The organism is Tahibacter harae (genome assembly GCF_024437735.1).
Taxonomy (GTDB): domain Bacteria; phylum Pseudomonadota; class Gammaproteobacteria; order Xanthomonadales; family Rhodanobacteraceae; genus Tahibacter; species Tahibacter harae.
Genome location: NZ_JANFQO010000026.1, coordinates 73,325 through 85,641 on the forward strand (window position 1 = coordinate 73,325; position 12,317 = coordinate 85,641).

A 12,317-nucleotide genomic window follows, 5' to 3' on the forward strand; every position below is an offset into this window, starting at 1 on the left:
TTCACAAATCGACCGCACCGCCGCAGGCCGGTGGTCGAAGCGCTGAACGGCGCCAGCGCGATCGTGGAGAGCGCAGATCTGGCCGACTCGCCGGGTCTGGCCCGGCAGGGGCAACGTTAAAAATCTGTGGCCGCGCTGAGTTGGCCCAAGTTGGCAGGCCGCGTTGCGGAAACTGCGCGGCGTTGCAAATCGTCGGCCTCGCAACGTCGATTGCGCGCGGAACGCTGGCCTACGCCGTGCTCGCGGCGCAGCGCCGCGGCGCTGATCCCGAAGCGCTGCTTGAACAGGCGCGAAAACGCGCAGCGGTTTTCAAAGCCGCTGGCGGTGGCGATCTCGCTGATCGCCAGCGGGCTGGAGCGCACCAGCCGGCGCGCGCGCTCCAGGCGCCGGTTTACCAGGTAGGCGTGCGGCGTTTCGCCGTAGACCGCGTGGAAGGCGCGGATGAAGTGCCAGGGCGAGTAGCTGGCCATGCGCGCGAGTTCGGGTATGTCCAGCTCCTGCTCGCAGCGCGTGGCCATGTGATTGCGCACGCGCTGCATGCGCAGGAACACGTTCTGGCGCTGGGCCAGGGTGCGGCCGGGGCAGCGCTCTATCATCTGGCCAAAATCGGACTGCAGCTCCATCACCGCGCCCAGCACGTCCTCGGCCGCGCTCTGCAGGGTGAATTCGTTCGCATGTTCCACGGTCGCGCGCACCAGGCGCATGGCGAGGCGGCGCAGCCCCGGCGCAGCCGCGTGCCAGGCCGGCACCAGGCCGGGCTCGGGCGTGCCCACGCCGCCGACGCGCAGCAGCGCGCGGCGCCAGCCGCTGCGCTGGGCGATCAGCGCCAGCCACAGCGCGGCGCCGCGGCCGCCGGCCTGGATGCGCTGTTCCGGTTCGGCCACGAACAGCTGGCCCGGTTCCAGGTTGAAGCTGCTCTCGCCGCAGCTCAGCCGCAGCTTGCCGCGCAGCGGCAGCCAGATGCCGCCGCCATCGCCCTGTGTTGCCAACGTTGCGCCGCGGCCGCCGCCGATCACGACCATTATGTTGTCGCCGCAGCGCTGACGCAGGGCGTCGGCAGCCAGTTCCAGACGGGCGCCGTAGCGCAGGGTTTCGCCGATGATCTTCATGATGCCTCCACTGCCTGATATGGATGCCATCAATACGGATTCGGCTAGGGCGCGTCCCGAGGCGGGGTGAAAAGGCGCCGAGATTGCGCTTAATTCGCGGTGAAAAATCGACGGGATTTTGCCGTACTGCGCGCGAGACGCGGTTTTCAGTGCGCGGCGCGCAAGTTCCGCAACAGGCCGATGTCGGTGTCGTTGCGCTCCATGCGGATCAGCAGCAGCCGCTGCGCGTCGGCGGAAAGGTCGAAATGGCGGTGATCGACCATGCCGCGGCTGCGCCATACGATGCTGTCGCCGCTCTGGGCAGAGTCGCGCCGGCGCAGCACGATTTCATCGTCATCGCCATTGTCGAAGTGCCACAGCGCGCCGGCGCGCACATGCCAGGCGAAGCGGTCGGGCACCACGGCGATATCCTGTTCCTCCGCTTCGCTGGCGCGCAGCTCGCGCACGCCGCCGCCGATGCGCGAATAGTAGATGCGGCCGTAGGTCAGATCGGTTTCCACCGCTGCGACCTGATGGCGCAATACCTGCGCGTTCGCGCGCGCTGCGCCGAGGCGTGACAGTTTTGCGCCGCCTTCTGCGTTCTCCAGCAGGAGGTAGCCCTCGCCCGGCGCAAAGGTGCCGAAGCGCACGTCGCTGGAGTCCGCCGAAACCAGCTGCTGCATCTGGCTGCCGAGATCGATTTCCAGCAGCTGGCCGCGGCCGCCCTGGCGCCGCGTGACCAAGAGGCGCGAACCGTCCTTGCTCCATTGTGGATAAAGAAAAACCGCCCCGCCTTCCCGGGTCAGGGCGAAACTCTGGCGCGAGTCGGCGTCGAACAGCCACAGCTGCTGGCTGCCGCTGCGGTCGGAGACGAAGGCCACGCGGCGTCCCTCCGGCGACAGCACGGCATAGGCGTCGCTTCCGGTAGACGGCACCACGTCGCTGCCGGCGGTGGTTTCGTTGAGCGCATAAGCCGTCATCACCGTGCGCGTGCGCGGCACCTCGAACACCAGCGCGTCGGCGCGGGTGGCGATGTCGGGCATGCGCGCCGGCGCCACGCCCAGCGCGCTGATGCCGCCGCCGTCCAGGACCACCTTGTACAGGGCTTCGGCGCCTTCGTGATCGGAGGCGAATACCAGCCCGCTGCCGTCGGCAAGCCAGTCGAAGCCGCGGATGCGCGCCGCGATGTGGGTGAGCCGGCGCACCGCGCCGCCTTCGGCGCCGACCAGATAGAGATCGGAATACGGCGACAGGCCGCGGCGGAAGGCGATGCTGCGGCCATCGGGCGAATAGTGCGGCGACAGGTCATGCTCGCCGGCGCTGTGGGCGTAGTCGAACGGCAGGTCGCCGCTGCCGTCGGCGGCGCGGCGGATCAGGCGCGCGCTGCCGTCGTGGCCGAAGCGGGCGATGGCGAAGGCCTTGCCGTCGGGCGACCAGTCGAAACCGTCGAACATGCCCGGGACGCAGGGCGAGCGCACGCGCTCGGCGCCGCCCAGGGCATCTACCGTGACCAGATCGCAGCGTCCCGCCTGATCGCGCTTGAAGGCAAGCAGGGCGCCGTCAGGCGACCAGACCGGCCAGGATTCCGCGCCCTGCCCCGTGCTTGGCTGCAATACGTCGGAAGCGTTGACGCCGCGCACCTGCACGCGCATGCGGCCGCTGTCCGCGTCCGGCGCGGTATAGGCCACGCGCGCGCCGTCGGGCGAGATGCGCGGCAGCGCCTCGGGGCCGGGATCGGCGGTGAGCATCAGCGGCGTATAGGCCGGCGGCGCGCTGCGGTTGCTGCTGCGCCAGCTCAGCAGCAGGCTGAAGCCGGCCAGTACGAACGCGGCCAGCGACAGCAGCAGGACCCAGCGCGGCAGGCGCGGCGCGGGCGATGCCTCGTTGGCGGCGACGGCGGGCAGGACGGCGGCGGTAGTAGGCGTGGCGGCGTCGAGGCTGAGTTCGGCAGGTGCTGTTTCTGCCGCGGCCGGCGCCGGATCGTCCCAGTCCACGCGCACCAGCAGGCGGTAGCCCAGACGCGGCACGGTCTCTATGAAATGCGGGGCGGCGGGATCGTCGCCGAACAGGCGGCGCAGTTCTTTCACGGCCTGGGTCAGCACGTCGCCGTCGCCGGCGCGGCCGGCCCAGACCTTCAGCAGCAATTCTTCGCGGGTACGGGTGAGGCCGGGTTCGCGCGCCAGTTCCAGCAGGACGCCCAATGCCTTGGGCGTGATACGCTGAGTTTCGCCGGCGCCATGCACCCGCAGCGCGCCTACGTCGACGCGGCGGCCGGCGATCAGCAACGTGCGGCGCAAACTCAGCTCGGCCATCAGTCCCGGTAGCATCGGATCCAACCACGAAAGTTTTCGTAGATTGGCGGCGAGCATGCCACAACTGCGTGGCTTTCGCACAAGCGGCGCGCAAGCGCAGCAACAGAACGCCTGCGCCAGGCATGCCCGCCGGCCGTCAGGCGCACACAAAAATGCGCCGCTGCAGTCCCGTGCAGCGGCGCATGAACAACCCGATCGCCGCGACGTTGGAGTGCGCGACGGCCACAGTCTGCGCAATGATGCGGCGCACAAGGTTGCCGCCGCTGCGGGCTGGGTTCGCCATTGCTGCCGGTCCGCAGCGCCGCGCTTACTTCCCGCTAACGCCGGGACAGCCACACTGCGGCATGCTGCATGCCGGCCTTCGGCCGGCTGCGGCCTTCCAGGCGCACAGCAGCGGCGGCCGGCCCTGTCGTCAGACGTTGTTAGCCGTCCGCATCTGCACCACAATCCAGCCCGCACGACCAGCACCAGACCATGCCCATGCTTTCTGTACGTTCCTTCGTGTCGACCGCGCGCCGCGCTGTGTCCCTTTCCACCGTTCCCGGCCCCGGCGTCCGTCGATGAAGGCGCGGCGTTTCCTGCAGCTGGTCACCGTCGCCCTGCTCGCGCTGCTGCTGGCCGGCACCGCACAAGCCCGCCCTGCCGCCAAGCGCGGCAGCGCCGCCCGCGCGCAGAGCGCGGCCAAGGCCCGGCCCAAGCCGAAAGCCAAGCCCGCGCCGGCGCGGCGCGCCCCGGCCGCCGCGGCACTGATCCCGGTGTTCGGCGGCACGGTCGCGCCCAAGGCCGGCCTGGCCGTGGCGACGGAGATGAATTTCTGGCTGGACTCGATCGAGGCCTCGGGCCAGGTCGCCGGCCTGGCCGTGGCCGTGGTCCAGGGCGATCAGGTGCTGCTGCAGCGCGGCGTCGGCTATGCCGATGCGGCCGCCGGCACGCCAGTGACGCCGGATACGGTGTTCCGCCTGGCTTCCCTGTCCAAGTCCTTCGCCACCACGCTGGCGGCGCAGCTGGTTGACGACGGCTTCATTTCCTGGGACAGCCGCATCGGCGGCATCCTGCCCACCTTCGCGCTCAAGGACGCCAGCGCGGCGGAAAAGCTCAGCGTGCGCGACATCCTCAGCCACCGCGTCGGCCTGCCGCACAATTCCTACGACCATCTGCTGGAACAGGACGAACCCTATCCGCTGCTGGTGGACCGCCTGCGCGAGATCGACCCGATCTGCGGCGTCGGCGACTGCTACAGCTATCAGAACGTCGCGTTCAGCCTGATGGGCGACGTGACCTACGCCGTCACCGGGGATTTCTTCTACCACCAGGTCGAGAAGCGCATCTTCCATCCACTGGGCATGACCACGGCCACCTACGGCCGCGACGCGCTGGAAGCCAGCCGCGAATGGGCCCGGCCGCATTCGCGCAATGGCCGGCGCTGGATCCCGTTCCAGCCGCGCGAAAACTACTACCACGTCGCTCCGGCCGCCGGCGTCAACGCCAGCATCAAGGACATGAGCCAGTACCTGATCGCCCACATGGGCGGCCGGCCGGACGTGCTGCCGCAGGACCTGCTGGACACCCTGCACCGCCCGGTGGTGGCCACGCCGACCGAGATGACCTCGGCGCCCTGGCGCCGCGGCCGCCTGCGCGATGCGCACTACGCCCTGGGTTGGCGCGTGTTCGACTACGCCGGCGAGCCGCTGGTATTCCATGCCGGCGCAGTGCAGGGCTACCGCGGCGTGATCGCCTTCCTGCCGCAGCGGCGCTTCGGCCTGGTCATGCTGTGGAACTGCGAGACCGCCCTGCCCACCGGCATGCTGCCGATGGCGCTGGACCGCTATCTGGGCCTGCCCTCGGTGGACTGGGCCGGGGTGGAATCGCTGGAGCGGGCCAACATCGCCGCTGGCGGCGGTAGCCGCTGAGCGGCGGTAGCCGCTGAGCGGCGGGCGGCAAAAGCCGCAGGCCATCATGGCGGCCAGCCGCTGAGCACGGCAGCGGCAACGTCGCAAGCCACAGCGGCGGCCGCTGACCACGACGGCGGCAACGCCGCCAAACCACAGCGGCGGCCGGCCACGGGCACGGCGGCGCCAAAGTCATAAGCGACAGGCGCCGGCGCCGCTCCGCGCTGGCTATGCTTGGCGCAGCATGCATTCCAGGGGATGGCGACGGTGCTGATCGCCGAACGCTTCGTATTGCTGGTACTGGAACCGGACAGCGGCCGCGTGAGCCTGTCCCGGCCGGATACCGATGCCGACATGCTGTGCGCCGCCGGCCTGCTGTTCGACCTGATCGTGCAACACCGCCTGGGCCTAGACGCCGGCGGGCGGCTGCATGTGGACGCCAGCCTGCCGGTCAGCAACGCCCTGCTCAACGCCGCAGCCCAGTCCCTGGCCGACCTGCCCGGCGCCAGCGCCGCGGAAGCGCTGCGCCAGGTGCGCAGCCGCCTGGGCGGACTGACCCGGCGCGTGCTGGAAAGCCTGTACGACCGCGATTTCCTGCACCGCCAGCGCGATTGGCGCTTCTGGCGCCGCGACAGCCTGCGCTATCCGCTGCGCTCGCTGCAGGCACGCAACGACGCCGTGGCCACGCTGCAGCAGGCCAGCCGCGCGCCGCAGGATCTGGCCGGGCTGGGATTGCTGCTGCTGGCCGATGTGAGCGGCGTGCTGGCCGCGCACCTGGGAGCGGACCAGCATGAACAGGCCACCCGGATCCTGCTGGGACTGAACCAGGCGGACGAAGCGGATGAAGGGCGGGCGGCGCTGGCTTTGTTGCGGCGGGCGTTGTTGGACTGAGGGGCGGGATTCGGATTCGGACTTCAGGCTTCGTCAGACCCAATTCGGTAATTCACCAACCGCGCAATCGCGGGCTATGAGGTGCATAAGACAGAGTCTGGCGAACACGCGCCCAGTTGCGATTCCACGACGAGCGCCCAAAGAAAAAGCCGGCGAAAGCCGGCTTTTTCTCAAGCAACCACGCGGGCAACTCTTACATCTTGAACTCGATGCGGCGCCGCACCGTGGCCTCGACCGCGGCGCCGTTGCGCAGGGCGGGGTTGAAGGTCCAGCGCTGTACTGCGTCCAGGGCGGCGCGATCGAAGGTGCGCGGCGGGTCGGCGTCGAGCACGCGGGCGTTGGCCACGCTGCCGTCGGCGGCGACGGTGAATTCGACCTGCACCCAGCCTTCCTGGCGCCGGCGCAGGGCCGCGTTCGGATACTGCGGCGGCACCGACTTCACCAGCACGGCATCGCGGGTGTCGCCGGAGGGAGCGGCCGGCGCGGCGGCGACCGGCGGCGGTGCGGCGGCGGGTTCCGGTGCCGGCGCCGCAGTGCGCGGCGCAGCGGCACCGCTGGATGCGGCCGGCGCGGCGCTGGCGGTGTCGGCGGCGGCGCTGGAGGCGGCGGCCGGAGCGGAAGCGGCAGGCGCGGCCGGTTCCGCGGCGCGGCGTTTGGCGGCTTCCTCGGCGGCCAGGGCCTGGGCGGCCTCGCGTTCGGCGATCTTGCGCTGGGCATCCAGCTTGGAACGCAGGATGGTCAGCGTGTAGTTGTTCGGGTCCGCCTTGGTCAGCAGTTCGATCACGCGGTTGGCGTTGTCGATGTTGCGCGCGTTGATGTCCTGCTCGGCAGCGCTGGCAGCGAAGGTGAACAGCTCGCGCAGCGCATCCTGGGCGCCGCTGTTGCCGGGTTCCTTCTCCAGGATCTTGAGGTAGAACTCCAGTGCGTTGTTGCCGGGCGGCGATACCAGGCGCTGCTCGTTGAGCGCGGTGCGCGCTTCCTTGAACAGCTGATCGACGGTGAGCTGGTTGAGCTTGTTCAGCGCGGCCGGATCCGGCGTGACTGCGGCGGCTTCGGTGCCGGCGGCCGGATCGGCCGGCGTCGGCGCGGGCGCCACTTCGGGAATCACGGTCGGGGGCTGGCGCAGGAAGAAGTACCAGCCGCCGCCGGCAAGCGCGGCCAGTACTACTACGGCAATGATGATCTTGGGAGCGGCACTGCCGCGGGCGGGACGCAAGGAACGGAAATCGAGTCGGGCAGCCATGGCTTCTCTTCGCAACAGAGGTTTACCGGGAATCCGCGCTCCCTCCTACGCATCTCCCCTGCGCAGCCATGCGGCTTTCGCCGTGCTATCCCCCATGGCCGCAACGCGGACGACACCGAATGTAGCGCATTTTGCGACGAGTGTCGCAAGCCTCGTGCCAACGGTGTCGCAGTTGCCACGGCGTGGGACTGCTAGCCGCGCAATGTGACCATGGCAGTCATATTACGTCGCGGCCGGGCGCAATTCGCAGTCCGGCCCGCGCGCGGCGGCCTTTTCGCTGCGCCGCGGAGTTCCGGCGGCCTCGCCTGCGATGGCGGCACTCGACGGCGGGCGCAGCCCCGCCGGCACCGGGCTCAGCCGCCGAAGCCGTCGGCGAAGATCATGTCGACCGGGCCTGGCGCGGGCAGCACGACCAGGGTGGCCGAACGCGGCGGCAGCGCGGCGAACTGCATGCTCGCGCCGGCCGGGCCGCTGCCGGCGGCGGCCAGATGCTGGTTGTCGCCGAAGCGCCAGGCCGTCCAGCTGCCGCTCAGCGGCGCGGATATGTTCACGCTGACGTCGCGCGCGCTGGTGCTCTTGTTGAACAGCAGCAGGTAGAGCTTGTCGCCGCTGCGGTGGATGGCATAGGCCGAGACCGTATCCGGATTGCTCGCCGTGGTGCGCACCGAATCGCCGCCGACGCGGCTGAAGGCGCCGTCGTAGTTGAGGTACAGCTTGAATGCGTCCTCGGCGAAGCTGCCGGGCTCGGGCGCGACCCAGCGCATGGCAGCGTCCACGCCTTCGCGGGCGAAGATGGCCAGGGCCTCGGCCTGGGCCAGCGCGCCGCTGACGCCGCGGTCCGGCCCCCAGTTGTATTCGCTGATGGCCAGGCGCGTGCCGGGACAGGCTTCCGCGATCCACGCCTTCACGCGCGGGATCAGGCCGGGCTTGCTGTAGTGATAGGTCGCGTCGTCGCCGAGATCGGCGATCCACGATTCCGACACGTAATTGGGATCGTACAGTTCCTTGAGCGAACGCAGGCGCTTGGCGGACACGCCGGCGCTTTCGGAATAGCCCAGGTTGTCGCTGTTGAAATCGACGATGCCCTCGCCCTGCGGGTAGTAGTGCAGGTCCAGATAATCGACCAGGCGCACGCCGGTCTGCTGCTGGTAGGCGCAGACCTGTTCCAGATACCACTTCACGAAGGGTTTGCCGCCGTGGGCCTGGCGGTCGGGACCGGACAGGCAGTTGCAGTCCTCCGCGTCGGCGGCCGAGGTGAACAGGTCCGGATAGCCCCAGGTCACCGGCCCGAACACCAGCGCGCCGGGTTCCTGCTGCTTGATGCGCACGGCCAGATCGCGGCCGCGCGTCCATACCTCGGCATAGTCCGGCGCCTGCGGATGCACGTCGCGGTGGGTGGAGTTCCACAGCATGGGTTCGTTGTCCAGCGCGTACAGGCGCACGCCGCCAGCCGCGGCCGTGCCGTAGCGCGATTGCAGATGGGCGATCCAGGGCGCCCAGAAATCCGGCGTGACGTCGATGGACGTATCACTGCGCGCATTGTTCACGATGCGAAAGTGTTGCTGGCCGTTGCCGTCGGTATAGGCGTAGCGGCAGTAGCGGCCGCCTTGCGGATCGGTCGCCGTGTTCTGCGCCGGATCGCATTCGCCGTTGCCCGCGTCGGCGGTGCACCAGCCGGCCGAACCGGGTTCGTCGCATTCGTCGCGCAGCTGCGGGCCGTACTTGGCCTGGGAGAAACCCCAGCGCTTGTTGGTGCGGTCGGCGATAGGCGCCAGGCCGATGCTGGGAATCGAGATCAGTGCCTCGCCGCCGTGAGTGCGCGCCGCATCGATGAAGGTGTCGGCGGAGTTGCCGGCCGGCGGCGTGCCCGTGCCGCCGGGGCTGTCCGGGATGTTCTGCCAGTACCAGTCGCCGGCGGTGCTGTGCACGTCGGCCTGCCAGTTGTAGCGCGTGGTCGAATTGCCGCCCCAGCGCCGCAGCGGGTAGTGCACGGCGGCGAGGCCGGCGTTTTCGCCATAGCTCACGCCGAAGATCAGCGGACTTACCGGGCGGCGGTCCTGGCCCAGATCGACGCTGACGACCTGACTGCCGCTCTGCGTGCGCGGAGTGAAGCGCAGCGCATCCAGATACACCTGGCCTTGCACACCGCCGGTGTTGTCCATCAGCTGCACGCGGCTGAAGCTGCCGCTGGCCAGGCCGGTGGAGGCATCCAGCGGAATCGTCGCCTGATGCCAGGTCGCCGCGACGATGCCGCCGGCGGTGTAGCTGGCGACATTGAGCTCGGCCAGCGCGGCAGTGCCGTCGAGCAGGCTCAGGCGCAGGTTCTGTCCGCCGCTGCTGCCGCCGTGGATCCAGAACGTCAGCGCGGTGTAGTCGGCAAGATCGTGGCTGCCGTTGGGGTCGGCGAAGAGCAGGCCGCCCCAGGCGCGCGGCAGGAAGCGGATAGAGCGCTGGCCGGCCTGCACCGGCGTGGTATTGGCCAGCGAATAGTCGGCGGCCGCGGCCCAGCTCCAGTCCTGGAAGGATGCATGCAGCACATCGTCATACAGTTCCAGCGCCTGTGCGCCCGCGGCCGGCGCCAGCAGCGCCGCCATCCATCCGCACAAGCAACGCGAGTACCGGCGCATGAGCGTACCTCTGGGTAAGGAATGCCAGCTTAGCGGCTGCCTGTACCGCGGACGTGGCCGCCGTCACAGCGGCGGCGCGTACCCGTGCTCAGTTCTGCGCAACGGGCTGTAATGGCAACGCGATGCGCACCTGCCCCTGCAGCACGGCGGCTTCGTCGGCGAATTCCTCGATCAGCGGTGTGCCGGCGCGCAGCCCTTTCACCGCGATCCAGGCCTGCAGCTTGTCGATCTCGCGCTGGCGCTCCATCAGGCTGCCGCTGTGGCTGATCTGCACCACGCTGCCGGCGGGCAGGACGCGGCCGCGCACGGCGGTGTCCTCGGGCATGAGATCGTATTCGGCCGGCAGGGCGAGCTCGAAACGCCAGCGGCCCACATCGCGCTGCTGCGTCAGCGCCAGCGGCGCGCTGCCGGCCTTGAGGCCGTGCTGCACCACGAAGCGATGCAGCTGCAGCAGGCCGGCATCCCAGGCGCGCTTGAGCGCGGCATCGTCGCCGGTGCTGTCGACTTCCACATAGATCAGCTTGCGCGCCGGCATATCGAGTTGCTGCGGCGCGATGTCGGCGATGTCGACATTCGGAAAGGTATCGGCCAGTGCGCGCAGGTTGAGCAGGCCGCGCTCGAAATCCGGCCCGGTGAGGCGGTCCATGAACAGGCCGATATAGCGGCCGAGCACGTTCCAGCCGAAACGCTGGTCGAGGTGCAGCGGCAGTTCGCTGTCCATGCGCCAGGTGACGCGGGTTTCGTTGCTCTCGGTGCGCAGCTCGTAGCGCACCTGCGATTTGCCGAGGTTGCCGAAATCCAGTTCCAGCGCGACCGATTCGTACGGCTTGAGCGCGACGATGGTCTGGCTGCCGGAACCCACGTCGCTGCGCTCGCTGTCCCAGGCCAGCTTCGAGCCCACCGCCGCCTCGGGACCACTGTAGGTGTAGCGCGCCGCCGGATCGCGCGCGTGCCACGGCGACCATTCGTTGAAGCGGCGCAGGTTGGACAGCAGCAGCCAGACCTGCGCCTGCGGCCGCGCAATGGTGATCGAGCGTTCGACATGGGCGCGGTCCGGCAGCGCGAAGGCCAGGCCGACGAGCAGCACGGCCAGCAGCACGAACAGACCGATCAGGCGCAGCAGCATGCGCATGGGAGGACTCCGGCGGAATTCTTGTCGAGGACGCCGATGCTAGCCCCACGGACGGCCGGTGTCGCCTGGGGCGGCGTGTGCGGCGCGCAAACGAAAAACGCCGCTTGCGCGGCGCTTTCGCCGTTGCCGGAAATCCGCCCCCTGCGCTGGGCACCGCAGGGAGGGCAAGCCGGTAACGTGTGTTGCGTACTGCTGTTGTTGTTGCGGTAAAGCCTGAAGCGGTATTACTTGTCGGCAGCCGGCTTGGCAGCCTTGGTAGCGCGGGCGGCCTTGGCAGGAGCCGCCTTCTTCGCAGCAGCCTTCTTGGCCGGAGCCTTCTTGGCGGCAGCCTTCTTGGCGACCTTCTTCGCAGCGACCTTCTTGGTGGCCGGCTTCTTGGCGGCGACCTTCTTGGCCGGCGCTGCCTTGGCCTTGGCGACCTTCTTCGCCGGGGCCTTCTTGGCGGCTACTTTCTTGGTCGCCTTCTTCGCGGCGGGTTTCTTCGCGGTTGCTTTCTTCATGGCCATACGTTTTAGCTCCTCGTCAGTTGGCAGTGGTTGCCCAGTAAAAGCGTGCAGAAACGCCTCGCACAGCAGATCGCTGTTGGTGGCATGGCGGAGGTTGGCGACCTGCCGCCGCGTGCGTTCGTCGGAGAGCAGTCTGAGTATGTGCATCGGGATGGAGACGGTGATCTTGCGTACCGCTTCCGACTTGCTCCCGTGTTCGACATACGGGTCGATGTACGTACCTTCCGACATATCTCCATGACGCATGCGTTTCAACGGCGCGAAAATTATTCCTGTCGTCAAGCACTGTCAACAAGTTTTCGATGCGCGACAAACACATGCACGAAGCCGCGATGATTTCGTCGCGCGAAAGCGTGCTCGCGACAGCCGTGCGGAGCACGCGCGCGGAGGTCGCCGATGGACGTCTGCACGTCTGAAAGTCCATCTCCGCGCAGCGCGCGGCGGCGCCACATGCGCGCTGCGCTGTTGCGCAAAACCTCGACATTCGCGCGGCAATACGCGAATTCTTAGTTATACATTTTTAATTTGACGCAAGCCGGACAGTCCGCCGCGGCGCGGCGGCCGCGGCGCGGCCGGCCGTCGCAGCGGCGGCCGCGGAGAGCGGCGGAGCGTGCGCGCCGCGCCGCAGC

At 69.0% G+C, this 12,317-nt stretch carries 8 protein-coding genes; 2 read left to right on the forward strand and 6 right to left on the reverse strand.

Going from position 1 to position 12,317, the window contains the following annotated elements:
• Positions 1–116: 116 nt before the first annotated feature.
• Positions 117–1,109: an AraC family transcriptional regulator gene (locus tag NM961_RS21170; RefSeq protein ID WP_255916421.1), complete on the reverse strand. Its 993-nt coding sequence runs from the start codon at positions 1,107–1,109 to the stop codon at positions 117–119.
• 146 nt (positions 1,110–1,255) lie between these two features.
• Positions 1,256–3,415, reverse strand: a complete 2,160-nt coding sequence (locus tag NM961_RS21175) for a winged helix-turn-helix domain-containing protein (RefSeq protein ID WP_255916422.1) — start codon at positions 3,413–3,415, stop codon at positions 1,256–1,258.
• 545 nt (positions 3,416–3,960) lie between these two features.
• Between NM961_RS21175 and NM961_RS21180 the strand changes: the two genes are divergently transcribed.
• A complete protein-coding gene (locus NM961_RS21180) occupies positions 3,961–5,310 on the forward strand; it encodes a serine hydrolase domain-containing protein (protein WP_255916423.1) in 1,350 nt (449 codons plus the stop codon).
• Positions 5,311–5,547: 237 nt separating this feature from the next.
• Complete coding sequence (locus NM961_RS21185; protein WP_255916424.1) at positions 5,548–6,180, forward strand: GPP34 family phosphoprotein; 633 nt, start codon at positions 5,548–5,550, stop codon at positions 6,178–6,180.
• Between the two features lie 193 nt (positions 6,181–6,373).
• On the opposite strand, the gene NM961_RS21190 is transcribed toward NM961_RS21185, so the two are convergent.
• The 4 genes from NM961_RS21190 to metJ form a co-directional block, all read right to left on the reverse strand.
• Positions 6,374–7,423 (reverse strand): energy transducer TonB, encoded by a 1,050-nt coding sequence (locus NM961_RS21190; RefSeq protein WP_255916425.1) that lies wholly within the window; start codon positions 7,421–7,423, stop codon positions 6,374–6,376.
• Between the two features lie 353 nt (positions 7,424–7,776).
• A complete protein-coding gene (locus NM961_RS21195) occupies positions 7,777–10,017 on the reverse strand; it encodes a glycoside hydrolase family 44 protein (protein ID WP_255916426.1) in 2,241 nt (746 codons plus the stop codon).
• 121 nt (positions 10,018–10,138) lie between these two features.
• The gene (locus NM961_RS21200; protein WP_255916427.1) at positions 10,139–11,182 is read right to left on the reverse strand and encodes an SRPBCC family protein; all 1,044 of its coding nucleotides are present in this window, start codon (positions 11,180–11,182) and stop codon (positions 10,139–10,141) included.
• Positions 11,183–11,406: 224 nt separating this feature from the next.
• Positions 11,407–11,934 (reverse strand): met regulon transcriptional regulator MetJ, encoded by a 528-nt coding sequence (metJ, locus tag NM961_RS24225; protein ID WP_343231933.1) that lies wholly within the window; start codon positions 11,932–11,934, stop codon positions 11,407–11,409.
• Positions 11,935–12,317 lie beyond the last annotated feature (383 nt).

Bases quoted from the DNA above. Each gene is read 5' to 3' on its own strand.
- NM961_RS21185 (WP_255916424.1), top strand. From the start codon at position 5,548: ATGGCGACGGTGCTGATCGCCGAACGCTTCGTATTGCTGGTACTGGAA.
- NM961_RS21180 (WP_255916423.1), top strand. From the start codon at position 3,961: ATGAAGGCGCGGCGTTTCCTGCAGCTGGTCACCGTCGCCCTGCTCGCG.
- NM961_RS21200 (WP_255916427.1), bottom strand. From the start codon at position 11,182: ATGCGCATGCTGCTGCGCCTGATCGGTCTGTTCGTGCTGCTGGCCGTG.
- NM961_RS21170 (WP_255916421.1), bottom strand. From the start codon at position 1,109: ATGAAGATCATCGGCGAAACCCTGCGCTACGGCGCCCGTCTGGAACTG.
- metJ (WP_343231933.1), bottom strand. From the start codon at position 11,934: ATGCGTCATGGAGATATGTCGGAAGGTACGTACATCGACCCGTATGTC.
- NM961_RS21190 (WP_255916425.1), bottom strand. From the start codon at position 7,423: ATGGCTGCCCGACTCGATTTCCGTTCCTTGCGTCCCGCCCGCGGCAGT.
- NM961_RS21175 (WP_255916422.1), bottom strand. From the start codon at position 3,415: ATGCTACCGGGACTGATGGCCGAGCTGAGTTTGCGCCGCACGTTGCTG.
- NM961_RS21195 (WP_255916426.1), bottom strand. From the start codon at position 10,017: ATGGCGGCGCTGCTGGCGCCGGCCGCGGGCGCACAGGCGCTGGAACTG.